The following is a 23,036-nucleotide window of genomic DNA, read 5'->3' on the forward strand; positions in this document are numbered from 1 at the left end:
GGTCACGCCGCCGCCTCCTCGGTGAGCGCGGTCGCATGACCGGTGAGGGAGATGAACACGTCGTCGAGGGTCGGGCGGCGCAGGCCGATGTCGTCGATCTCGATGCCCTGCCCGTCCAGGTCCCGGATGACCTCGGCGAGCAGCTTGGCGCCGCCGCTCACCGGGACGGTGAGCTTGCGGGTGTGCTCCTCGACCGTGGTCTCGCCCTTGCCGAAGCCGGCCAGTACGGCGCGGGCGGCCGGGATGTGCGCCGGGTCGTGGACCACGACCTCCACCCGCTCGCCGCCCGTCTGGGCCTTGAGCTGGTCCGAGGTGCCGCGGGCGATGACCCGGCCGTGGTCGACCACGCAGATGTCGTGGGCGAGCCGGTCGGCCTCCTCCAGGTACTGGGTGGTGAGCAGCAGGGTGGTGCCGCCGGCCACCAGCTCCTCGATGACGTCCCACAGGGCCTGGCGGTTGCGGGGGTCGAGGCCTGTGGTCGGCTCGTCCATGAACATCACCGGCGGGCGGACGACCAGGGCGGCGGCGAGGTCGAGGCGGCGGCGCATACCGCCCGAGTAGGTCTTGGCGGTGCGGTCGGCGGCATCGGCGAGGTTGAAGCGGTCGAGCAGTTCGCCCGCGCGGGCCTTCGCCGCCTTGGAGCTCATCTGGTAGAGCCGGCCGACCATCTGGAGGTTCTCACGGCCGGTGAGGTATTCGTCGACGGCCGCGAACTGGCCGGAGAGGCCTATCGAACGCCGGACCTCGTTGGGGTGCTTCAGTACGTCGATCCCGGCGACGGTGGCCGTTCCGCTGTCGGGCTGGAGGAGGGTGGTCAGGACCCGGACGGTCGTGGTCTTGCCCGCGCCGTTGGGGCCGAGCAGGCCCAGGACGGTTCCCTCGGGTACATCGAGGTCCACCCCGTCCAGGGCCCGCACATCACCGAAGGTCTTCACCAGACCTTCGGCGTAGATCGCGCCTGGCATATGGATTCTCCCAGTGTGAATCGGGTGCTCGGGTGCTCGGGTGCTCAGCTCATGACGAATCAGCTCATGACGAGGTATCCGGCAGTGTGCAGGGCCCGCGCCACCTCCGTGCAGTGTTCCGGCCCCTTGGTCTCCAGATGCAGCTCCACCTCCACCTCCGTGAGCCCCAGCCGCGGGTCGGTCCGGACGTGGCTCACATCCAATACATTGGCATCCACCACTGACAGGACACCCAGAAGTCCCGCGAGCGCCCCCGGCCGGTCCGCCACCTTCAGCCGCAGCGAGAGGTAGCGGCCCGCCGCCGCCATACCGTGCCGCAGGATCCGCTGGAGCAGCAGCGGGTCCACATTGCCGCCGGACAGCACCGCGACCACCGGCCCCTTGCCGTACCGCTCGGGCTCGCTCAGCAGCGCCGCCACCGGGCTGCAACCGGCCGGTTCCACCACCAGCTTGGCCCGCTCCAGGCAGAGCAGCAGGGCGCTGGACAGGGCGTCCTCGGACACCGTACGGACGTCGTCCAGCAGCTCGCCGATGATCCGGAAGGGCACATCGCCCGGGCGGCCCACCTTGATGCCGTCGGCCATGGTGTTCGGGTTGTCGATGGACACCGGGTGGCCGACGGCCAGCGAGAGCGGGTACGCGGCTGCGCCCGCCGCCTGCACGCCGATCACCTGGACGTCCGGCCGCAGCGCCTTGACCGCCACCGCGATGCCGGCGGCCAGCCCGCCGCCCCCGATGCCGACCAGGATGGTCCGTACCTCCGGGCACTGCTCGAGGATCTCCAGACCCACCGTGCCCTGGCCCGCGATGATGTCGCGGTGGTCGAAGGGGTGGATGAACACCGCCCCGGTCCGCTCCGCGTACTCCTCGGCCGCCGCCAGCGTCTCGTCCACGACCTGGCCGTGCAGCCGCACCTCGGCGCCGTACTCGCGGGTCGCGGCCACCTTCGGCAGCGGGGCTCCGACCGGCATGAACACGGTGGACCGGACCCCGAGCAGGGAGGAGGCGAGGGCCACGCCCTGCGCGTGGTTGCCGGCGCTGGCCGCCACCACCCCCGCCGCACGCTGCTCGGGGCGCAGGCAGGCGATCCGTACGTACGCTCCGCGCAGCTTGAAGGAGCCGGTGCGCTGGAGGTTCTCGCACTTGAGGTGGACCGGGGAGCCGGTGAGCGCGGACAGGTGCCGGCTGCCCTCCATGGGGGTCATCCGCGCGACCCCGGAGAGCATCTTCTGCGCTCCCCGGACGTCGTCGAGGATCACCTGGGGGACGGGCTCGGGCACGCGGTAGTTCATGCCGCCAGTCTTGCAGCCCGCGCGGGGGCGCGACGCGGACCGACCGGGCGGCCCGGGGGGCGCGGCCGGGCGTCCTGGGGGACCGGCCGGATCTCGCCATACGGAACGACTTACCCGCCCGGGGGAAACTCCCGCACACTTGCCCCGGCACGGCCCGGGACCGGCGGGCTTGCCGTACGTGCCGGATCCGGCACGGCCAGTTCTGGCACGACGCATACGGGCCACAGTCCGGCCGCGTACTCTGTCCCCCATCCTTGTCGGCCCCATGCGAAGAGAGCCCACGGCCATGTCCTCCATCCCGGCCAATCACGAGCTGCCGGCGCCCGCGGCGCCCGACGGAACTCCCGCCGGAGCCGGCCTCCTCGACGCACTGCAGCACCAGGTCGCGCTCTTCGCCCGGCGGGCCGAGCAGACCCGCCTCGGCGGTGTCGGCCAGGCTCGCAACTCGATGGACCGCGCCGCCTACCTGTTGCTCAACCGGCTCGACCTGGAAGGCCCGATGGGCGTCAAGGCGCTGGCCGGCGGCATGGGCATCGACTCCTCCACCGTGACCCGGCAGGTCGCCCCGCTGGTCGACACCGGCCTGGTGAAGCGGACCTCGCACCCGGAGGACGGCCGCGCCGTGGTCCTGGCGCTGTCCCCGCGCGGCCTGGCCCGCCTGGAGGAAGTGCGCTCCTCCCGCCGCGAGTTGATGGCCCGGGTGACGGACGGCTGGACCGAGGAGGAGCGCGAGTCCTTCACCGCGCTGCTCACCCGCTTCAACCTGTCGCTGTCGGACCTGATGGGAGCGGCCTCCGAGGGCGGTCCGACCTCTTGACCCGGGTGGCCGGGCTGCCCGCACTATGAGGGTGTGAACGGGCCGACACCTCACGAAATCCCCCTTGCCTACCGGGAGTTCGAGGCCTTCGTCGCCGGGGCGGCGGGCCGGCTCCTGCATGTTGCCATGCTGCTGACGGCGGAACCGGACGGCGAGAGCGCGGCGGCCCGGCAGCTGCTGGCCGGTGCGCTGGCCCGGACGTTCGCGGATTGGCCGCGGCTGCGGGGCGACGACCCGTACGACCACACCCGGCAGGAACTCTGCGCCGCCTTCGCCCGCACGGCCTGGCGCCACCACCGCGGACGCGGCGGACCGCTGTCCCGGCTCCGCCCGCAGCAACGGCTGGTCATCGTGCTGCTGGTGTACGAGGGCGTGGCCGAGGCGCAGGCAGCCGCGCAGCTGGGGCTGCCGGTGGAACGCCTGCGCGCGCTGCGGGGCCGCGCGATCGCCGCCCTGCGGGCGCGGGAGCGGGGGGCGGCGGCGTGAGCGCCACCGACCCCAAGGAGCGCGATGTCCGCCGCATGCTGGACGGCCCGCACCCGGCGGTCCCGCCGGACCTCGCCTCGTACGCCGCCTCACGCGGCACGAAACTCCTCCGGCGCCGGCGGAGGCTGCGCCGGGTCGGCTGGTGGCTGCTACTGACGGCGGCGGTGGCCTTCACAGTCTGGGCCATCCTGACCGAACCCTGGACCCCACCTTCCCAACAGATCGCCCCACCCCTGGAATCCTGGTAGCCCCGAAAGGCGCAGGGCGCGGCCCAGCTGCTGCCGGGCCGAAGGCCCCGGAGGCCAGTCCGGGGGCGCAGCCCGGCGATGGCCAGGGCACACCCTGGCGGCCCCGCCGGGCCGAAGGCCCCCGGAACCGATCCCCGGGGCGCAGCCCGGGGGTGCTGCCGGGCCACAGCCCGGCATCTCGCGCCGCAAGCCCGCCGGGCCGAAGGCCCCGGAGCCAGGCCCGGGGGCGCAGCCCCGGGGGTGCTGGGGTGGAGCCCCCGGGGCAGCCGGGTGCTTTAGCCCAAGGCTTGGGTGAGGTCCGCCAGCAAGTCGTCCGCCGCCTCGATGCCCACCGACAGCCGGACCAGGTCCCCCGGGACCTCCAGCGCCGAACCCGCCACCGACGCGTGCGTCATCCGGCCCGGGTGCTCGATCAGGGACTCGACGCCGCCGAGGGACTCGCCCAGCGTGAACAGCTCCGCGCGGTTGCAGACCTCGACCGCCGCCTCCTCGCCGCCCGCGACCTGGAACGAGATCATGCCGCCGAAGGAACGCATCTGCTTGGCCGCGATCTCGTGCCCCGGGTGCTCCGGCAGCCCCGGGTACAGGACCCGCGTCACCTTCGGGTGCCGGGTCAGCATCTCCGCGACGCGGGTGGCGTTCTCGCTGTGCCGGTCCATCCGGACCGCCAGGGTCTTGATGCCCCGCAGCACGATCCACGAGTCGAACGGCCCGGCCACCGCGCCCATCGCGTTCTGGTGGTAGGCCAGTTCCTCGCCCAGCGCCGCGTCCGCGGTGACAAGTGCGCCGCCGACGACGTCCGAGTGCCCGCCCATGTACTTGGTCAGCGAGTGCACGACCACGTCCGCGCCCAGCGCGAGCGGCTGCTGCAGGTAAGGAGAGGCGAAGGTGTTGTCGACCACCAGCTTCGCGCCCGCCGACCGCGCGATGTCCGCGACCACCGCGATGTCGGTGATCCCGAGCAGCGGGTTCGAGGGGGTCTCCACCCAGACGACCTTCGTCCGGTCGGTCAGCGCGGCCCGCACCGACGCCGGGTCGGAGGTGTCCGCCACCGACCATTCGACGCCCCACCGCGAGACGACCTTCGCGAACAGCCGGAAGGTGCCGCCGTAGGCGTCGTTCGGGATGACGACGTGGTCACCGGGCGCCAGCAGGGTCCGCAGCAGGCAGTCCTCCGCCGCCAGTCCCGACGCGAAGGCCAGGCCGCGCCGGCCGCCTTCCAGCGCGGCGAGGTTCTCCTCCAGCGCGGTCCGCGTCGGGTTCGCGCTGCGGCTGTACTCGTATCCGCCGCGCAGGCCCCCGACCCCGTCCTGCTTGTAGGTCGACACCTGGTAGATCGGGGGCACGACCGCGCCGGTCAGCGGGTCCGCCGTGTTGCCCGCATGGATGGCGCGGGTCTCGAAGCTCTGGTGGTCATGGCTCATGGGCAGAGCCTATTCGCCTCCGGGCCGGTCCGTCTGGTTCGCTTGGACGTATGGAGATTCTCTGGTTCCTGATCGCGATCGGCCTGCTGGTGGCCGTCCTCGGCCCGTGGATACGGCGCCGGCGCGGCGGCCTGCGTCTGGTCGCGCCCGGCAGCCCCGACGCGGCCGACCCGGCGGACTACGGCTTCGTACGCCAGGAACTGCTCGACATCCGGGTGCCCGGCCCCGACGAGGACCTGATGGACGCCCTCGCCGCGGTGCAGAGCAGCGGCCAGTGGCAGGCGGCCTCACAGCTGCTGGCCGGCACCCCGAAGGAGGGCGAGCAGCGCTGGCAGCGCGTCCAGGCCTTCGCCGGGGCGGCGGCCCTGGAGCTGGCGCAGCAGCCGGGCACCGGCGCGCGGTGGCTGAAGGCCTGGCGGCTGGAGGCGGAGAAGGACGCGGGCGGCGCCCAGGTGCACGCCGAGTTCCTGGTGCAGCAGGCCTGGCGGCAGTCCGGCGGGGTCGGCTCCGACGACCACCGGATCATCCTGGAGGAGGCCCGGGACGCCTGCCGGAAGGCGGCCCTGCTCGCGCCGGGCGACCCCGTCCCGTACATCACGGAGCTGGCAGTCGCGCGCGGCCTGGCCTATCCGCCGGCGGACTTCGACGCGCTGTGGGCGAACGTGCTCGACCGGTCCCCGGAGCACTTCGGCGCGCACCTCGCGGCGCTGCACTACTGGTGCGCGAAGTGGCACGGCTCGCGGGAGCAGGCGGACGCCTTCACGCACGCGGCGGCGGCCCGCGCCCCGCAGGGCTCCCTGCTGGCGGCACTCCCCCTGTTCGCGGTGTACGAGCACCTCCCCGAGATCACGCTCGTGCAGAACTTCTACAACAGCGCCGTGGTGAGCCGCGCCGTGGAGGGCGCCCTGTACGCGGTGCACTCCGCCCGCCAGGACGACCCGATGCTGGCGCACGTCCGCCACCTGCTGCTGTTCTTCCTGGTCAACAGCGAGCGGTGGGCGGAGGCCATGGAGCAGCTCCGCCACGTGGACGGCTGTGTGGGCGCCCTCCCCTGGTCGCACAACCCCGACCCGGCCGAGATGTACGCGGTGTTCCGCGCGCTCGCGGTGGGCGGCTACGAGGCGAACGGCGGCTCCCCGGCCACCCTGCCCCGCTGACCCCGCCGACCCCCCGGCGTACCCCCGCCCCCCGGCTGCCACCCCGGCCCCGGGCGGGGGCCGGACCCCTGTTCCCCCTTGCCAACGGCAGCCTGCATACTCATCAGGCTTCACACGCGCCACGCCCGTACAGTTGACGCGTACATGTGAGGTGTACACCCGAACTGTGCATCCCGTGGGGGGATCTGTCCGAATGGGCGCATATCTGCGCGCCTTGCGCGCTCTCGTACTTCTGGCCGGCTTCTACCTGCTCGGCCTCGTCCTGCTCGCCGTCCTGGCCGGCCTCGACTGGGCCCTGATCACCCAGGCCGACGCCGGAGCCCTCACGGGCAAGGTCGTCCTGGTCTCCGTGGTCCTCGCCGTCCCCATCGTGCGCGGCATGTTCATGCTCCGCACCCCCAAGTCCGGCCCGGCCCCCGGCGTCCGCGTCACCGAGCAGCAGGAGCCCCGCCTCTGGGCGGCCGTCCGGGAACTCGCCGACCAGGTCGGCACCCGTGCCCCCGACGAGATCGTGCTCGTCGACGAGGTCAACGCGGCCGTCAGCGAGGACGCCCGGCTGCTCGGCCTGCTCGGCCTGCTCGGCGGCAAGCGCACCCTCTACCTCGGCGTTCCCCTGATGACCGGGCTCGACGAGACCCAGCTGCGCGCCGTCCTCGGCCACGAGCTCGGCCACTACAGCAACAGCGACACCCGGATGATGCCGCTCATCGTGCGCGGCCGGGCCCAGCTCGTCCGCACCATCGCGCACTTCCACGAGCGGGCCGACAAGAAGGTCGCCAAGGAGACCGCCAAGCAGGAGAAGGCCGCCGAGAAGCGGATCGCCAAGGGCAAGAAGGCCAAGGAGGTCGACACCACCGGCGTCGGCTCCACCTACCGGGCCATGGCGAAGATCTACACCGCGTACGGCAACTTCTACCTGCGCGCCACCCGCTCCGCGGACCGCCGCCAGGAGTTCGCCGCCGACCTCACCGCGGCCCGCATCTGCGGCCGGGACGCGTACGCCTCCGCCCTGCGCGAGCTCAACGCCCTCGGCCCGGCGCACACGTTCTACCTGGACTCGTACGCCACCCTCGGCGTGGGCGCCGGGCTGCTCCCCCGCCCCGGCCAGTTCTTCGGCGGCTTCGGCGCCCTGCTCGCCGCCCGCGCCGAGGAGCTCGACGAGCTGCGCGACGACCTGCCGACCGAGCCCGCCTCGGCGTACGACTCGCACCCGCCGCTCGCCGAGCGGGTCGCCCGGATCGAGGCGCTGCCGGACGACGGCCGCACCACCGGCACCGCGGGCCCGGCCCTGGCACTGCTCTCCGACCCGGCGGGCCTGCTCCTCGCCCTGGAGCAGGAGGTCCTCACCCCCGAGGCGCTCGCCCTGAAGCGGATGGACTGGGAGGACCTGGTCCACGAGAGCATGACCCGGTACGTCGCCCAGGGCGCGGAGGACATCCGCGAGACCGTCTCCGCCGAGGCCGGCGACGGCACCCTGCCCGCCCTGCTGGACGCGATCGACGCCGACCCGGCCGTGCTGTGGCGGATCGCCGACCGCTTCCCGAAGTCGGAGGAGGCCGCAACGGCCACCGGCCGCGCCGCCCGCGCCTTCGCCCGCCCGATCGTCCGCCGCGCCCTGAACCAGCTGGTCACGGTCGAGCTGACGGCCCGCGGCGCCGCCCGCTGGCAGCTGTCCTGGGCGGAGTCGGCCTCCGTCCGCTACCCGGCCGACGGCTTCGAGGAGCAGCTGCTCCTCGCCCTGGACGCGGCCGTCGCCGACCACCCCGACACCGAACCGCTGCGAAAGCTGGTGCTTGCCTCATGATCGGCCTGTACGTCCTGGGGCTCCTGCTGCTGGGAGCCGCGTACAAAGTCATCCGCGGGATGTACTACCTGCGGAAGGCGAAGCGGCTGGAGGCGGAGACCGCCGTCATCAAGGCGCGGACCGAAGCGACGAAGGCCCGCACGGCCGAGCTCCTGGCGGAGCAGGCCGCGGAGATCGTCGCGCAGGGCTTTGTGCCCGGCGAAGAGATCGACACCGAGGATTACATGCCGGTGCCCGCTGACCGGACATCCGTCGTGGCCGCCGTCCGGTCCGGCGACTGGCAGGCAGGCGCTGCCTGGGTCGAGGCCGCCGCGCAGGACTGGGAAGAGCGCACGCACCGTGTCGGCGTACTGGCCGAGGAGGCCGCGAACGCCGACGCGTGGCTGCTTGCCTGGCAGGCAGCACGTCCGGGCGACCCCACGGCAGCAGTCGTAGCCGCCGACGCCGAGGTCGTGCTGGCGTGGAAGCTGCGCGGCGCCGCCGGGTCCCAGCACACCACTCAGGAGCAGTTCCGCCTCTTCCACCAAGCGCTGATCAAGGCCCAGGAGGCGGTACACGTGGCCCAGCGGGTCGCGGACCCTGCGGACCCCGTCCCGTACATCGTCGAAGTGCGGATCGGACGCGGTCTGCGCTACTCCCACGATCAGTTCCGCGCGGTGTGGGCCGAAGTCGTCAAGCGCGCGCCGAAGGTGCAGACCGCTTGGATCCAGGCCCAGCAGTTCTGGTGTGCGAAGTGGTACGGCTCGCACGAGCTGGCAGAGGAGTTCGGCCGCAAGGCGGTCGAGCAGAGCGAACCCGGCGACCTGCTGTCGCTGATCCTGTTGCGCGGCTACTTCGAGCATGAGGATCGTGAGAGTGACCTGAATCCGGATGTCTACTACAAGCAGCCGGAAATCGTCGCGGCTGCGACCACGGCGCTCGAGGACCTCGCGGCGGCGCCGGATCCGGCAGACCGGCAGGCGATCCGCCTGCGCCACATGCTGGCGTGGGTCCTCTACTGGCAGGACCGGTACGAGGAGACCGTGGAGCAGTTCCGCCACATCGACGGCTATTGCGGGATCGAGCCATGGATCTACCAGTCAGGGCGCAAGGCATCCTTCCTGAAGACGCGCGACTACAGCGTGCGCCAGGTGACGCACGGCAGCTGACACACAGCATGCGCGGAGGGCGGTCCGGGAATCCCGGGCCGCCCTCCCCCGTTCTCCCCATACACAAGGAGGCCACGCATGTTCACGTACCGCCGCACGCCCGAGCTCCCCACCCGCGAGGAGGCCCTCAAGGGCCGCCCCGAGCCCCTCTTCGCGCTGCCCGACCGCCACACGGTCCTCGGCAACCCGCTGGCCGGCCCCTACCCGGAGGGCCTGGAGGTCGCGGACTTCGGCCTGGGCTGTTTCTGGGGCGCGGAGCGCAAGTTCTGGCAGACCCCGGGCGTCTGGACAACACTGGCCGGCTACCAGGGCGGCTTCACCGAGAACCCGACGTACGACGAGGTCTGCTCGGGCAGGACCGGCCACACCGAGGTCGTCCGGGTCGTCTTCGACCCGTCCCAGGTCACGTACGCCACCCTCCTGAAGCTGTTCTGGGAGTCCCACAACCCCACCCAGGGCTTCCGCCAGGGCAACGACGTCGGCACCCAGTACCGCTCGGCGGTCTACACCCACTCCCCGTCCCAGCAGACGGCGGCCGAGGCCTCCCGCACGGCATACCAGCAGGTCCTGACCGCCTCCGGCCACGGCGACATCACCACGGCCATCCTCCCGGCCACCGACCGCCCCTTCTGGCCTGCCGAGGCGTACCACCAGCAATACCTCGACAAGAACCCGGCGGGCTACTGCGGCATCGGCGGCACCGGCGTCAGCTGCCCCATCGGCGTGGCCGAGGCGCCCGGGGAGTGAGGTCGGCGGTCCCGGAGCCGGTGCGCGCGCGGCCCGCCCGGCTCCGGCGACCGCCGTCCGGCGGTGTCATCCGCGGCTGTCTTGATATGGCTCCTGCGGTCGTCCCTCATGCATCATTGAGCCGGCTACTTCTTCATCTGCGACCGAAATCCATCTGCTTCAACACGCTTTCTGGCTGCGGAGGTTCGCGATGGCGGTACAGACACGCGTCCACCTCGTGCTCGTGCACGGCCTGTTCTCCTCGGCGAAGGTGTGGAAAGCCTTTCACGCGCTGATCACCACCGATCCGGAGCTTTCCGACTGGGTCACCGTCCACCGCTTCGAGTACGACTCCCCGCTGGTCCGGCTCCGGCCCGACCGCCGGGTTGCCGAGACCGACGATGTCGCCGACCAGCTGGGCACCTTCCTGGAGACCCGGCTCGCCGAAGCGGAGCGGATCGTGCTGGTGACCCACAGCCAGGGCGGGCTCGTCGTACAGCGCTTACTGGCCCGCAAGCTGTGGAACGGCGAGGGCGCGGAACTCGCGCGGATCAAGCACTTCACCATGTTCGCCTGCCCCAACACCGGTTCCGGCTTCTTCCTCACCGTCCGCAAGTTCCTCAAGCTCTGGCGCAACCCGCAGGAGCAGCAGCTGCGGCCCTTCGACCGGGCGGTGACGGAGGCCCAGCGCACAGTGCTCAGTGCGGTGGTGCACGCCCGCGCGTACTCCGACCAGGAGTGCCCCATCCCGGTCCGCGCCTACGGGGGCTCCACCGACGAGATCGTGCCGCCGGTCGTGGCCCGCGGGGTCTTCCCCAAGGGCGGGGTCGTCGACGCCGACCACTACTCCATCGTCCAGCCCGCCGACCGCACGGCGGACTCCTACATGGCCGTGCGGCAAGCCCTGTTCGACGCGGCCCGGGACACCCCGTCCGAGGAGGAGTTCGCCCCGCTCCCCCTCACGCCCGCGCCCGCGCGCCCCCTCTCGCCCGCCGAGGCCTCCGGGCGGCCCTCGCTGCCGCCGCCCGCCGCCGGGGAACTGGATCTGGCGCCCTTTCCGCCCCCACCGTACGGCCAGCTGGACGAGAGCCAGTTCAAGGGCCAGGACCGGCTGAGCCTGGCCGCCTCCCTGCTGTCCGGGCAGTCCCCTCAGCAGGTGCACGTCCTGGCGGGTCTCGGCGGGTCCGGAAAGAGCCGGCTGGCCCTGGAGGTCGCCGACCGCGCCCAGCGGGCCGGACACCGCGTGTGGTGGGTGTCGATGCCCGAACTCAACCTCCGTATGCGGATGATGGCCCACGACCTCGGCGCTCCTTCCATCGCGGTCGAGCGGGCCTGGCTGCTCGGCAACTCCATGGACCTGGTCTGGAAGCTCCTCAACGACTGCCCCGACCCCTGGCTCCTGATCTTCGACAACGCCGACGACCCCGCACGGCTCGGCCCCCGCGACGGCCAGGTCTCCGACGGCACCGGCTGGCTGCGCAAGCCGCAGAACGCGCGCGGCACGGTGCTGGTCACCAGCCGGGTGCGCCGCCAGCAGACCTGGGGCGACTGGAGCGCCGTCCACCAGGTCCTGCCGCTGCACGAGGACGACGGCGCCTCCCTGCTGCTGGAACGGACCGGCGGCCTGGGCGGCACGAACGAGGACGCCCGCAGGCTGTCGCGGGAGCTGGGCGGGCTGCCACTCGCGCTGCGGCACGCCGCCGACGCGATCAAGGCCGTCAACGAGAGCCACGTCTCCCTGGACAGCGACATCAGGGACTTCGAGACCTTCCGCCGGACCTTCGCCGCGCGGGTCGAGACCTCCGCACACCAGGCGGGCCCGGACCTCAGCGAGCTGCTCGGCCGGGAGATCGTGGAGAAGGTCTGCGGGATCGCCCTGGACCTGCTGCGCCGGCGCGAGCTGGCCGGATCGGCCACCCTGCTGAAGGTCCTGGCCTGCCTGAGCATCACCCCGATCCCCTACCGCTGCCTGCTCAGCAGCCCCGCGCTCGGCCAGTCCCCGCTGTTCCCCGGCGCCACCCCGGCCCGGACCCACGCCGCCCTGACGGGCCTGGAGGACTTCGGGCTGGTGGACGCCTACCAGCGCGAGGGCGTCGCGGAACGCGACCTGGCCCACGTACTGACCCTGCACCCCGTCGTGCACGGTGTCCTGCGCGAGGACGAGGAGGTGCGGGACCGGTCCGCGGACTACTACGGGCTGGCCGTGCGACTGGTCCTCTCGGCCACCCACAACCGCAACCCCGACCACCCCAGCAACTGGCCGCTGTGGTCCGCGCTCGCCCCGCACGCGATGGAGGTCTCCAGGGCCTGCCTGCTCGGCGAACTCAAACCGTCCGACCGCACCGTGCGGACCGCGGCCCTGGAACTGGCCCGGCTGACCGCCCGCTACCTGATCGCCATGGGCCTGCTGACGCCCGCGTACGACTTCGTCCACCCGCTGATCGAGGGCTGCGCCTCCTTCGGCTTCGACCGCAACGACCGGGAGATCCTGGGACTGCGCCACGAGCAGGGCCGGATCCTCCTCGAAGGGGAGCAGCTGACGCGGGCCGAGGCCGAACTGAGGCTCGTGGTCGAGGCACGCACCCGCATCCTGGGGGAGAACGACGCCGACACCCTCGCCAGCAGGCACAAGCTCGCCCGGGCGATCAACGAGCAGGAAGGGGACAGGAGGAAGAAGGAGCAGGTCGAGCTGATGCTGCGCTCCATCGTCGAGGCGGAGGAGCACGTACGCGGCCCCGAGTACTACGACACGCTCGTGGTCCGTCACACCCTGGCCCGGGCCCTGCACGCCCTCGGCCGGAACGAGGAGGCCGAGACGGAGGCCCGGCAGATCCTGGACATCAGCCGCCGCAACCACTGGCCGCCGTCCACCCCCGAGATCCTGCGGGTACGGGAGACCCTCGCGCACGCCCTGCTGGGCCAGGGCCGCCACGACGAGGCGGAGCGGATGATCCGGGAGGCGCTGCGCGACGCGTCCCAGCCTCCGGACTCCAACCTTGTGATGCGCCTGCGGTACACCCATGTGACCGTGCTCCTGTTCATCCGGGGGCGTACCTCCGAAGCAGTGAACAAGCTGAGAGCACTGGTGCGCGACCTCGACCGGGTGGTGGCCTCGGACCATCCACTGTCCGTGCAGGCCAGGGCGATGCTGGAGAAGGTGCTCAGGGAGATGCCCGGCTGAAACATCCTACTTTCGAGGCCAGTTGTGCAGAACGCCACCGGCGGCGGCGGGCTTGCGCGTAGCCTGACGTTGCATCACCCTGTGTGACGCATCCCACACCGAACATGCACGGAGGTCCGCCGATGAACGCTCTCCCCGCCGATGCGAATGACAGCCAGTCCCTGCAATGGGGTGCTCCGGGGAGCGAACTGGAAGAGCTGCAGGCGGAAGTCGGCAGACGCATCGCGATGGAAGCGTTGGAGGCCGGACGCCAGGCACTCGAACTCGACGCCAAGACGGCGTTCCGCGTGACCAGCGGAACCCATCCCGGCTAACCCGGCAAACCACCACTGCACGGGCGCACAGACGTACAGCCGCTGTTCTCTGCTTTCTGTTCGGTTCTCTTTTCTCGATGACCGGGGGGCGATCGCATGACGTCAGCGCAATCCACGCAGGGCGCTTTACAGGACCCGCCGCACGATCCGTTCTTCCGCGCCGCCACCGCACCGGCCTTCACCCACGACCTGCTCGCCGGCCTCGCCGCCGGGCGGTACGCGGCGGTGCGGGTGCCGGGCTTCCTGCCCCGGCAGTGGTGCGAAGAGGTGCTCGGCGCCCTGAAGGAAAGGGCGTTCGACTCGTACGGCACGACCCGCATCCATCCGCCGGTGATGCGGTTCGGTGTGGGCGTCAGCGACCACATGGCGGACGGCGGGGTCGCCGACAGCTACTGGAAGGCCCTGGAGGGGCACCACGAGGCCTGGCAGGGGCTGGGCCTGCCCTTCGACCCCTTTCGGACCTGCCGGGAGGGGCTCGCCGAGCACTGGCCGCACGGGGTGGCGGTCGGTCGGCGGGGCGGCCGGGAAATGGGCGCCGGGGTGGCCCGGGAACCGAACCACGGGTTCCAGGTCCACTTCGACGACGCCCTCCGCGAGTACGCGGAGGACCTCCTCGACACCCCGCTGATCGGCCAGTTCGCCTTCAACCTGTATCTCAGCGTGCCGCCCTCGGGCGGCGAGACGGTCCTGTGGCGGCACCGCTGGCAGCCCGGGGACGAGGCGTACCGGCTGCCCAACGCCTCGTACGGGTACGACGAGGCGGTGGTGCGGGGCGCCGAGTCCATCGAGCTCGCCCCGGAGGTCGGCGAGGCCCTGCTCATCGACCCGCGCAATTTCCACGCGGTCCGGCCCAGCCACGGGGACCGCAGAATCGCACTGGGATTCGCGGTGGGGCTCAGCACCTCCGGGCAGCTTCTCACCTGGGCCTGAACCACCCCGCCGAACTGCGCATTCCATCCCTGCGAACGTCAACTCGCCATTAATTTAGGCTTTTTGACGGTCCACCAGGAATCCCGGTACGTTCGGGCGATGGACCTGTTGCGTTACGTGGCCTTCAGCACCGACCCGCTGGGCGGGAACCCGGCGGGAGTGGTGCTGGACGCCACCGGCATCGACGAGGCGACGATGGCCGCCACCGCGGCGGACGTCGGCTATTCGGAGACGGCCTTCGTCGTCCCCCGCCAGGACGGCTCCCTCGACATCCGCTACTTCAGCCCGCAGACCGAAGTGCCCTTCTGCGGCCACGCCACCATCGCCACCGCGGTCGCCCACGCCCAGCGGCACGGGCCCGGCGACCTGCTGCTGCACACCCAGGCCGGCCCGGTCCCGGTGACCACCTCGGCCGGCCCGGACGGTGCGGTCGTCGCCACCCTGGTGAGCGTCGAGCCGCGCACGGCGGCCATCGCCGAGCCCGACCTGGCCGAGCTGCTGGCCGCGCTGCGCTGGTCCGCCGCCGACCTCGACCCCGCCCTGCCGCCGCGGGCCGCCTACGCCGGGGCCTGGCATCCGGTGATCGCGGCCACGAGCCGCAAGCGGCTCGCCGACCTCGACTACGACATGCCCGCGCTGGGTGAGCTGATGGCGCGCCGGGACTGGGCCACGGTCGCCCTGGTCCGGCGCGAGTCGGAGACCGTCTTCCACGCCCGCAACCCGTTCCCGCCCGGCGGCGTGTTCGAGGACCCGGCGACCGGCGCGGCAGCCGCCGCCCTCGGTGGCTACCTGCGCAGCCTGGGCCTCATCGACACGCCCGCCGTTCTGACCGTCCACCAGGGCGTGGACATGGGGCGCCCGAGCCTCATCACGGTGGGGGTCCCGGCGGATCCCACGGCCGGCATCGAGGTCACCGGCACGGCGGTCCCGATCACCTGAGCCGGAACCCCCGAGAACCTCCGGAACCCCCGGGACCCCCCCCGGAACCCGGCGCTGCTACCGAACGTCGCCCGCGCGAGGCTCGGAGACCTCCACCACGATCTCGATCTCCACGGGCGCGTTCAGGGGCAGGATGTCCACCCCGACCGCGCTGCGCGCATGCCGGCCCGCCTCGCCGAACAGCTCCACGAACAGCTCGCTCGCCCCGTCCACCACACCGGCCTGCCGGGTGAACCCGGGCGCGGAGGACACGTATCCGACCACCTTCACCACCTGCACCACGGATTCGAGCCGGGCCACGGAGTCCACGGCCGCCAGCGCGGCCAGTGCGCACTGCCTGCTCAGTTCCTTGGCCCGCTCGGGCGACACCTCCGCGCCCACCCGGCCGGTCTGCGTCAGCTCGCCGTCCGACATGGGGATCTGCCCGGCGACGAAGACGTACCTCCCGCTGCACACGGCGGGGACGTACGCGCCTTTGGGCGGGCTCACCTCCGGCAGTTGCAGTCCGAGCACGGCCAGCCTCTTGCGGACATCAACGCTCATGGCACCCCCTGGTGACCTCGGCCTCGACCACGCAAGCCCATCGTCCCACCGACCCCGTCCCGCCGCGGGCGACTTCGGACGATTCCGGCCGGAAACCCGACACGCCGGGGGTCCACTCCATTGGAGGAGTGAAAGTCTGATCAGACCGGCTGCGAGCGGCTGGGTCCTAGCCTGGGAAGGACGCTAGGGAAGCCCTCAGGCAAAGGAGCCGGCCCGTGGCAGCCGAACTGAAGCACGACGTCTTTCGATTCGTTGCCCTTCGTCCGCCCGTACTTCCCGATACGACGGATCCCGTCGCGTACGTCATCCGGGACGGCCGCCCACCCGGCGACACCGCCGTCGGCCAGGTGGTGGATGACATGACCGGTGGTGGTGGGGGCGAAGGCGACCGGCGGGCGGTGCTCGGAGGCCCCTCGCACGGGGAGTTCGCCCAGCGGCTCCAGGAGTACGTACAGGCACGCGGGCTGGAGCCGGAGCTGCCGCCCGGGGATGTCTCCGACCGGCTGCGCGCGGTGGGGCGGGCGCTGCAGGATGCCATCGACGCGCGCGAGCCCGGGCAGGTGGCGGCGCAGGTGCGGGAGGCGCTCGGGCAGGACCCCGCGGAGTTCCTCGCCGACGAGCAGGTCGGCCAGGTCCGGGACGAGGTGTGGGACCGGCTGCAGAGCTTCTACCTGCTGGGGCGGCAGGATCCGCGCAGTGTCGACGAGCTGGTCGGCGCGTTGCGGGCGCTGCGGCTGGTCGAACTGGTCGCCGCCGAAGTGGCCTTCGAGGAGCTGGCCACGCTGCGCCGGGTCGCCGAGACCACCCTGGTGCTGCCCGGCCTCGGCGTCGAGGCCGAGCCCCAGCCCGTCGTACCCACGCCCCGTTCGGAGGCGCAGCAGGCCGCCGACGCCGCGAAGGCGAAGCGGTACACGGTGCAGTGGACGGAGTTCCTGGAGCTCAGCGCCGCCGCCAAGACCCTGCGGGAGACCCGCTTCGACGTCACCGTCCAGCAGGGCCGGCACGAGAACACCCTCGGCGGGACGCTGCCGCCGCCCATCGGCGGTCGCCCCGCCTCCCCGGAGACCGAGACGGTACGCCGCACCCTGCCCGCCGAGACCGTCGCGAACCTCCCCGCGGCGGCGAAGCGGGTCGTGGAGTCGCTGCCGCTCGGGCAGTCGCTCTCCGACAAGCCACTGGTGATCGAGGCGCTGCAGACCCGGCTCGGCGCCGTCACCGACCGGATCGTCAGCTCCAACGACCCGATGCTGTTCGAGACCATGCCGCCGGCCGCCGCCGCATTGCCCGGAATGCAGTCCTTCGGCCTGAAGTACCAGCCCGAGGCGTCACCGGAGGTCGAGTACGAGCCTCCGACGCTGCCGTTCCCCTGGGTGGTGCGCCCGGTGATCCGGCCGCTGGGCATCGGCGATCTCAAGGTGGTCAAGCAGAAGCTGCTGCGCTATGTCGCGGGCGAGGTGGCCCATATCGAGAACGTCCTCGACGGTGAGAAGAAGGAGCGCACGCACCGCCGTCTGGACCGCACCGAGCAGACCTTCACCGTCGAGACGGAGACGGTCGAGGAGACCGAGCGGGACAACCAGACCACCGACCGCTTCGAACTGAAGAAAGAGTCGGAGAAAACCATCAAGGAGGACATGAGCGTCGATGCCGGCATCACCGTCTCGGCCTCCTACGGCCCGGTCGAGCTCGGCGCGTACGGGAACTTCGCCTACAGCCAGTCCACCACCGAAACCGTCAAGAACAGCCTGAACTTCGCACGGGACGTGGTCGACCGTTCGCTCACGAAGATCCAGAAGCGGGCCCGCGAGGAGCGGGTGACGAAGACGCTGAAGGAGATCGAAGAGTCCAACATCCACGGAATCGACAACAGCCCGGCCGGCGGCGGGCACGTCACCGGCATCTATCGGTGGGTGGACAAGCACTACGAGGCCCAGGTCTACAACTACGGCCGCCGGATGATGTTCGAGTTCGTCGTGCCCGAGCCCGCCGCGTACTACTACTTCTCGCAGGAGAACGATCCGGCGAACAAGCTCGACATCCGCATGCCGGAGGACCTCGGTCTGCTCTCCCACTCGGACGTGCAGTACTGGAACTTCGGCAACTACGTCCGCGCCTACAACGTGCAGGGCATCACTCCGCCGCCTCCGCAGTGGAAGGTCATGACCGCCGCCTTCGAGCAGAGCGGCATGCAGGACAACCAGACCAGCTCCAAGGCCTCGAAGGACCTGATCGTCCCCGACGGCTATGTGGCGCGCAGCTGGGGCTACAACTACTCGGGCTGGGTGGGCAGCAACAAGCTGTTCACGATCCATGTGGGGCTGGAGGAGAACGACCCGAGCGGCACGTACGACCTCGACGGCGAGGACGCGGTCGTCCCGATCAGCATCGTCACCCATGACGTCCGCGCGTACGCCGTCAACGTCGAGGTGTTCTGCGAGCGCACCTACCGCGCGTACGAGATCTGGCAGATCCAGACCTTCGAGAAGATCGTCGCAGCGTACGAGGCGGCCCGGGCGGCCTACGAGGACAAGGTGAAGGCTGCCGAGGTCGCCCGCGGCATCGTGATCGAGGGCCGGAACCCCGGGATCAACCTCCAGATCATCCGCAACGAGCTCAAGAAGCAGTCGATCACCGTCTTCACCGGTGAGGACTACTCCTCCTTCGACAGCGTCAGCGGCACGCCGCCGGTCGTCGACCTCAACGAGGCCGCCAACGAGGCCAGGTTCATCCAGTTCTTCGAGCAGGCCTTCGAGTGGGAACAGATGACCTACCTCTTCTACCCGTACTTCTGGTCCCGCCCCAGCACCTGGAACAAGCGCCTCGCCTTCAACGACCCGGACCCGCACTTCAACCAGTTCCTGCAGGCCGGCGCGGCCCGTGTGGTGGTGCCGGTGCGCACCGCGTACAACGACGCACTGCTGCAGTACGTGGAAACCGGCGCCCTGTGGAACGGCGGTACTCCCCCGCACCTCGACGACCCGATGTTCGTGTCCATCGTCGAGGAGCTCAAGGCGCGGACCGACGACCTGGAGGGTGCGACGCCCGAGGGCGACCCGTGGAAAGTGGTGGTCCCGACCACCCTCGTGTACCTCCAGGCGGACGCCACCCTGCCCGACTACACCACGCCGTAGGGGGGCGACGGGCATGGGCGACCTGCACCGGCATGCCGAGATCTTCCGCCACGTCCACCGGACGGTCGCCCCGCTGCGTCCGGACGAGGACTGGATCTGCCTGGAGTTCGGCAACTACCTCACCGACATCAGCCAGTTCCGCGACCCGTACGCCAACATGCTCGCCAAACGGACCGTGTGGGGGCAGGGGCTGGGGACCTTCGGGCTGTTCGCCCTCGTGCCGATCATCGGCACCCTGGTGTCGGAGGCCATCCTCAACTGGGCCGTCGACCTCGACGAATGGATCGACCGGATGTTCGGCGTGCACGAGCCCGCCGGAAAGCGCCACGGCAAGCTCGCGGCGTATTTCCAAGACGTCTTCGAAGGGGTCACCCATCTTGTCTTCGCCGACGACGTGAAGAAGGCGGAGGTCTGGCACCCGGTCCTCGCCCCCGCCCTCGGTGACATCGAGCGGCTGCCGGCGGCCGAGGTGACCCGCATCTACCGGGCCTTCTTCACCCAGTACTACCCGCACGAGCACACCGACTTCCCGCCGTACGTCCTCTTCGGCGAGAGCCGGGTCAACCACCGGCTGTACCGCAAGGGGCCGAACGGCCTCTCCGCCTACCTGGAGGAGTACACCGACTACCTCTCCGAATCGCTGAGCAAGCTGGAGGTCGAGTGGAAGCAGGCGTCCCGGGCCGCAAAGGGGGACCCGCGCCGGCACAACGTGCTGGCGGGGCTCGGCAAGGCACTGCACGGGGTGGAGGACTACTTCTTCCACTCCAACCACCTCGAACTGCATCTGTGGAACGAGCTCCGCGCCGGCCGCCCCAAGGGCGAGACCGACGAGGAGTACCGGCGCTGGTTCGCCGCGAACGTGGCCTCGCACTGGCTGCCGCCCGAGCGGACCGGCACTCCGGAACCGGGCTCCGGCTCCGGCTCCGGGGAGGACCGGCCCAGCCGCGCCCACCAGGTGCGGGCCCATCTGCGGCGCCTGCGCTACCCGCTCTACCGGCCGGTCAACACCCTGGACCCGGAGAAGTCCGAGCCGGCCACCGGCATCGTCTTCACGGCGGGATTCGACAAGAAGGACCTCTTCCACACCCTCTCGCTGGCCCTGGAGAGCATGGAGGGGGCGCTGGCCCGGATGGAGCACCTCTTCGTCAGCCTCCCCGAGGACATGCAGACCTCGTACGGCTCCAAGCGCCCGACCCGGCTGCACGACTCCGAACTCGTCCTGCTGCGCGTGCTGTTCAACAAGGAGGAGCGGTCCCGGCTGGGCCGGGACGAGGACTACTTGAAAAAGCGGCTCGCCCTGCACGTCAAACAGCTCGGCGACGGCCTGTACGAGAAGGGGATCGCGCATCTGTACAGCCGCGGCTTCCTCAACGACGCGGCCCGCGACGCCTGGCTGCGCGCCATCGCCACCGACCGGGAGATGGAGGACTTCGGCGCTCTCACCCCGGGGGTCAGCGGGTTCCTGATCAATCTGCTCGCCCAAGGCCAGCAGGAACTGGAACGCAGCCGCCGGCTCAGCCGGCAGTTCGACACCGCCCGTGACTTCGGCCAGGGAAACCCCCTGGACCCCCGGTCGGACAACGGTGCCAGCGGTGAGCACATCGGCACCCACACCCTGATGTCCAAGGACACCGGGAAGAGCCTGCCCGTCCACGAGGAGACCCGGCGGCTGGCCCGGTTCGCGTCGATGGCCGTCGCCCGTCACCTGGTGACAGAGGTCAACACGGACCCGAGCACGGCCGGCGGCCTCGACTGGGACCGGATCCTCCGCCACTACCTGCGGTTCCCGTACGCCCGTCCCGCCATGTGGGAGTCCCAGGTGCTCGCCCACGTACGGCGCACCGGCGCCGATCCGGCGTACGACGACATCCCGGACAAGGTGGTCCAGCCCCGGGCGCAGGGGCCGGACGCGGCACTGCGGCTGGCCGCGCGCCGCAACGGCACCCTGCGTGTGGAGCTCGAGAAGCGCTACCGCGACCTGGAGAAGCGGGTCGACCAGTTCCAGCTGCTGCTCAGATTCTGACCGGCGGGCGAACGCGTACGGCGGGCCCTGGCCGGGCCCGCCGTAGTGTCCTTGCGGGATCAGACGGCGGAGCCGGCCTTCCACTCGGTCCAGCTCATGTTCCAGCCGTTCAGGCCGTTGTCCGGCTTGATGGTCTTGTCCGGGGAGTTGACCACGGTGACCACGTCGCCGATGAGCGAGCTGTCGAAGAACCAGGCGCCGGGCTGGCCCGGGTCGTTGGCGCCCTTGGCATCGTTCAGGCCCACACAGCCGTGGCTGGTGTTGACGCTGCCGAAGATGGAGTCGTCGCCCCAGTAGTTGCCGTGGATGAAGGTGCCCGAGGTCGACAGCCGCATTGCGTGCGGGACGTCCTTGATGTCGTACTCGCCCTTGCCGTCGTCGTCCGTGAAGCCGACGGTGGCGCCGTTCATCCGGGTCTCCTTGAACTTCTCGGAGATCACCATCTGACCGTTGTAGGTCGGGGTGGCGGGGGAGCCGGCGGAGATCGGGATGGTCTTGACGACCTGGCCGTCCCGCTTGACCGTCATCTTCTTCGTCTTCGCGTCGACCACCGAGACCTGGCTGCGGCCGATCTGGAAGGTGGCGGTGCGGTCCTGGACGCCGACCACGCCGGGGGCGCCCTGGACGCCGTCCAGCTTCATCTTCAGCGTGACGGTGGAGTTGGCCTGCCAGTACTGCTCGGGCCGGAAGTCGAGCCGCTGCGCGCTGAACCAGTGGCCGACGACCTCCTGGCCGGTGCTGGAGGTCACGGTGATCGCGGACTGGACGGCCTTCTTGTCCTTGATCGCCTTGTTGAAGGTGATCGAGACCGGCATGCCGACGCCGACCTTCTGGCCGTCCTCGGGGGTGAACGAGCCGACGAAGCTGTTCTCCGGGGAGACCGTGGTGAAGGAGGCGTTCTCGTGGGCCTCACGGCCCTCGGTGTCCTTGGCCGTGGCCGACAGCGCGTACTTGGTGGAGCGCTTGAGGGCGCCCTCCGGCTTCCAGCTCTTGCCGTCGGCGGAGATCTTGCCCGCGACGGCGGCGCCCTCGGAGGACTTCATCTCCACCTTGGTGAGGGTGCCGTCGCTGACCGTCACGGTGGTGGCGGAGTTGAGGCCGACATTGGTGGCGCCGTCCTTGGGCGCGATGACTATTCGGGCCTTCGAGGCGTCCTTGGCCGCCGCCGCGTCGACGTCCGCCTGGGACTTGCCCGTCGCCTCGCCGCCCTTGGGCTTCTCATCGCTGCCGCCGTCGCTGCATGCCGAGAGCACCAGTACGCCACCGAGCAGGGCGGATATGGCCGTCAGGCCCCTTCTCCGCCCCTTGCTGTACGTCCTCACACGCCACTCCATCGTTGCCGGAATCCCGGGACGAGGCCCGGGAAGGGGCCCAGGGCAGGCGGCTGCGCCTCCTGCCCTGGGTCAGACAACGCGTGCACGTGCCGGATCGGTTCCACAATCCGTCCGGATGTGGGCCACCCCACTGTCAGGCGTTGTCGTTCTCTTCGTCAAAGACCCCATCTTCCTCGTCGATGTCCCACTCCATGGAGTCGGGGTCGTATTCGACCGGCTCGGTGCTCCAGGAGGCCTGCGCGAGCTCCACTCCGGGGATCTCCGCGACCAGGTCGGTGGGGTCGATGAGGTAGGCGAGGGCCTCCGCCGCGTCCTCGCGCACGGCGGCCTCGGCGTGGCCGCGCTCCTCGTCGGGCATGAACTCGTCGGCCTTGATGTGCTCGAGAGCCGCTCCGGTGAGTGCATCCGGATCCGGGACTTCCAGTACCAAATCCACTCGAAGCCGGACATATCTTGCAGTGTCAGATGTCTCCATACGACGGAGAGTAAGCCTGGCGGCCACCCCGACTTCCCCACGACCCGCCCCTTTCATTAGCATCGGCGCACACGGCCAATTCGCTGCTGCCACAAGGGG

19 protein-coding genes are annotated in these 23,036 nt (G+C 70.9%); 13 read left to right on the top strand and 6 right to left on the bottom strand.

The annotated features are described in order from the left end of the window. Nucleotides 1–2: 2 nt before the first annotated feature. Nucleotides 3–965, bottom strand: coding sequence for an ATP-binding cassette domain-containing protein (locus ABT123_RS22450; protein WP_351317467.1), 963 nt, complete (start codon nt 963–965; stop codon nt 3–5). Nucleotides 966–1,024: 59 nt separating this feature from the next. Beyond that, nucleotides 1,025–2,257: a threonine ammonia-lyase gene (gene ilvA, locus ABT123_RS22455; RefSeq protein ID WP_351317470.1), complete on the bottom strand. Its 1,233-nt coding sequence runs from the start codon at nt 2,255–2,257 to the stop codon at nt 1,025–1,027. Nucleotides 2,258–2,543: 286 nt separating this feature from the next. On the opposite strand from ilvA, the gene ABT123_RS22460 reads away from it, so the two are divergent. Genes ABT123_RS22460 through ABT123_RS22470 form a run of 3 tightly spaced genes read left to right on the top strand, consistent with a single transcriptional unit; the run spans nt 2,544 to nt 3,808 of the window. Then, nucleotides 2,544–3,074, top strand: coding sequence for a MarR family winged helix-turn-helix transcriptional regulator (locus tag ABT123_RS22460; RefSeq protein WP_351317473.1), 531 nt, complete (start codon nt 2,544–2,546; stop codon nt 3,072–3,074). A gap of 33 nt (nt 3,075–3,107) precedes the next feature. Continuing rightward, the gene (locus tag ABT123_RS22465; protein WP_351317476.1) at nt 3,108–3,560 is read left to right on the top strand and encodes a sigma factor-like helix-turn-helix DNA-binding protein; all 453 of its coding nucleotides are present in this window, start codon (nt 3,108–3,110) and stop codon (nt 3,558–3,560) included. Continuing rightward, nucleotides 3,557–3,808, top strand: a complete 252-nt coding sequence (locus ABT123_RS22470; RefSeq protein ID WP_351317479.1) for a hypothetical protein — start codon at nt 3,557–3,559, stop codon at nt 3,806–3,808. Before ABT123_RS22465 ends, ABT123_RS22470 begins: the two co-directional genes overlap by 4 nt. 275 nt (nt 3,809–4,083) lie before the next feature. Here the strand turns inward: ABT123_RS22470 and ABT123_RS22475 are convergent, their stop codons facing one another. After that, nucleotides 4,084–5,232 (bottom strand): cystathionine gamma-synthase, encoded by a 1,149-nt coding sequence (locus ABT123_RS22475; protein WP_351317482.1) that lies wholly within the window; start codon nt 5,230–5,232, stop codon nt 4,084–4,086. A gap of 50 nt (nt 5,233–5,282) precedes the next feature. Here ABT123_RS22475 and ABT123_RS22480 point away from each other — a divergent pair, with 50 nt between their 5' ends. The 8 genes from ABT123_RS22480 to ABT123_RS22515 all read left to right on the top strand — a co-directional run bounded on the left by ABT123_RS22480 (nt 5,283) and on the right by ABT123_RS22515 (nt 15,431). Beyond that, nucleotides 5,283–6,389 carry a hypothetical protein gene (locus ABT123_RS22480; RefSeq protein ID WP_351317485.1) on the top strand — a complete coding sequence of 369 codons (1,107 nt, stop codon included), beginning with the start codon at nt 5,283–5,285 and terminating at the stop codon, nt 6,387–6,389. A 193-nt stretch (nt 6,390–6,582) separates the two neighbouring features. Next, entirely contained in the window at nt 6,583–8,193 is a 1,611-nt protein-coding gene (locus ABT123_RS22485) for a M48 family metalloprotease (RefSeq protein WP_351317488.1), read from the top strand. Then, nucleotides 8,190–9,341: a hypothetical protein gene (locus ABT123_RS22490; RefSeq protein WP_351317491.1), complete on the top strand. Its 1,152-nt coding sequence runs from the start codon at nt 8,190–8,192 to the stop codon at nt 9,339–9,341. The genes ABT123_RS22485 and ABT123_RS22490 overlap by 4 nt, the downstream gene beginning before the upstream one ends. A gap of 78 nt (nt 9,342–9,419) precedes the next feature. Beyond that, nucleotides 9,420–10,088, top strand: coding sequence for a peptide-methionine (S)-S-oxide reductase MsrA (msrA, locus tag ABT123_RS22495; RefSeq protein WP_351317494.1), 669 nt, complete (start codon nt 9,420–9,422; stop codon nt 10,086–10,088). Between the two features lie 190 nt (nt 10,089–10,278). Then, nucleotides 10,279–13,248, top strand: a complete 2,970-nt coding sequence (locus ABT123_RS22500; RefSeq protein ID WP_351317497.1) for an alpha/beta hydrolase — start codon at nt 10,279–10,281, stop codon at nt 13,246–13,248. 122 nt (nt 13,249–13,370) lie between these two features. Further along, nucleotides 13,371–13,562 carry a hypothetical protein gene (locus tag ABT123_RS22505; RefSeq protein ID WP_351317500.1) on the top strand — a complete coding sequence of 64 codons (192 nt, stop codon included), beginning with the start codon at nt 13,371–13,373 and terminating at the stop codon, nt 13,560–13,562. A gap of 96 nt (nt 13,563–13,658) precedes the next feature. After that, the gene (locus ABT123_RS22510) at nt 13,659–14,492 is read left to right on the top strand and encodes a 2OG-Fe(II)-dependent halogenase WelO5 family protein (protein ID WP_351317503.1); all 834 of its coding nucleotides are present in this window, start codon (nt 13,659–13,661) and stop codon (nt 14,490–14,492) included. A 99-nt stretch (nt 14,493–14,591) separates the two neighbouring features. Beyond that, nucleotides 14,592–15,431, top strand: a complete 840-nt coding sequence (locus tag ABT123_RS22515) for a PhzF family phenazine biosynthesis protein (RefSeq protein WP_351317505.1) — start codon at nt 14,592–14,594, stop codon at nt 15,429–15,431. Nucleotides 15,432–15,488: 57 nt separating this feature from the next. Here ABT123_RS22515 and ABT123_RS22520 read toward each other — a convergent pair whose 3' ends face one another. Continuing rightward, nucleotides 15,489–15,974 (bottom strand): RidA family protein, encoded by a 486-nt coding sequence (locus ABT123_RS22520; protein ID WP_351317508.1) that lies wholly within the window; start codon nt 15,972–15,974, stop codon nt 15,489–15,491. A gap of 215 nt (nt 15,975–16,189) precedes the next feature. Between ABT123_RS22520 and ABT123_RS22525 the strand changes: the two genes are divergently transcribed. Beyond that, a complete protein-coding gene (locus tag ABT123_RS22525; RefSeq protein WP_351317511.1) occupies nt 16,190–19,105 on the top strand; it encodes a hypothetical protein in 2,916 nt (971 codons plus the stop codon). A gap of 13 nt (nt 19,106–19,118) precedes the next feature. Further along, nucleotides 19,119–21,128, top strand: coding sequence for a hypothetical protein (locus ABT123_RS22530; protein WP_351317514.1), 2,010 nt, complete (start codon nt 19,119–19,121; stop codon nt 21,126–21,128). A 59-nt stretch (nt 21,129–21,187) separates the two neighbouring features. On the opposite strand, the gene ABT123_RS22535 is transcribed toward ABT123_RS22530, so the two are convergent. After that, nucleotides 21,188–22,462 (bottom strand): L,D-transpeptidase, encoded by a 1,275-nt coding sequence (locus tag ABT123_RS22535; RefSeq protein WP_351317517.1) that lies wholly within the window; start codon nt 22,460–22,462, stop codon nt 21,188–21,190. 133 nt (nt 22,463–22,595) lie between these two features. Further along, a complete protein-coding gene (locus tag ABT123_RS22540; protein WP_351317519.1) occupies nt 22,596–22,898 on the bottom strand; it encodes a hypothetical protein in 303 nt (100 codons plus the stop codon). Between the last annotated feature and the right edge of the window lie 138 nt (nt 22,899–23,036).

It is taken from the genome of Streptomyces sp. NPDC002054, from assembly GCF_040296685.1.
GTDB lineage: Bacteria > Actinomycetota > Actinomycetes > Streptomycetales > Streptomycetaceae > Streptomyces.

Bases quoted from the DNA above. Each gene is read 5' to 3' on its own strand.
- ABT123_RS22505 (WP_351317500.1), top strand. From the start codon at position 13,371: ATGAACGCTCTCCCCGCCGATGCGAATGACAGCCAGTCCCTGCAATGG.
- ABT123_RS22460 (WP_351317473.1), top strand. From the start codon at position 2,544: ATGTCCTCCATCCCGGCCAATCACGAGCTGCCGGCGCCCGCGGCGCCC.
- ABT123_RS22535 (WP_351317517.1), bottom strand. From the start codon at position 22,462: ATGGAGTGGCGTGTGAGGACGTACAGCAAGGGGCGGAGAAGGGGCCTG.
- msrA (WP_351317494.1), top strand. From the start codon at position 9,420: ATGTTCACGTACCGCCGCACGCCCGAGCTCCCCACCCGCGAGGAGGCC.
- ABT123_RS22515 (WP_351317505.1), top strand. From the start codon at position 14,592: ATGGACCTGTTGCGTTACGTGGCCTTCAGCACCGACCCGCTGGGCGGG.
- ABT123_RS22480 (WP_351317485.1), top strand. From the start codon at position 5,283: ATGGAGATTCTCTGGTTCCTGATCGCGATCGGCCTGCTGGTGGCCGTC.
- ABT123_RS22490 (WP_351317491.1), top strand. From the start codon at position 8,190: ATGATCGGCCTGTACGTCCTGGGGCTCCTGCTGCTGGGAGCCGCGTAC.
- ABT123_RS22510 (WP_351317503.1), top strand. From the start codon at position 13,659: ATGACGTCAGCGCAATCCACGCAGGGCGCTTTACAGGACCCGCCGCAC.
- ilvA (WP_351317470.1), bottom strand. From the start codon at position 2,257: ATGAACTACCGCGTGCCCGAGCCCGTCCCCCAGGTGATCCTCGACGAC.
- ABT123_RS22530 (WP_351317514.1), top strand. From the start codon at position 19,119: ATGGGCGACCTGCACCGGCATGCCGAGATCTTCCGCCACGTCCACCGG.
- ABT123_RS22485 (WP_351317488.1), top strand. From the start codon at position 6,583: ATGGGCGCATATCTGCGCGCCTTGCGCGCTCTCGTACTTCTGGCCGGC.
- ABT123_RS22500 (WP_351317497.1), top strand. From the start codon at position 10,279: ATGGCGGTACAGACACGCGTCCACCTCGTGCTCGTGCACGGCCTGTTC.
- ABT123_RS22450 (WP_351317467.1), bottom strand. From the start codon at position 965: ATGCCAGGCGCGATCTACGCCGAAGGTCTGGTGAAGACCTTCGGTGAT.
- ABT123_RS22475 (WP_351317482.1), bottom strand. From the start codon at position 5,232: ATGAGCCATGACCACCAGAGCTTCGAGACCCGCGCCATCCATGCGGGC.
- ABT123_RS22520 (WP_351317508.1), bottom strand. From the start codon at position 15,974: ATGAGCGTTGATGTCCGCAAGAGGCTGGCCGTGCTCGGACTGCAACTG.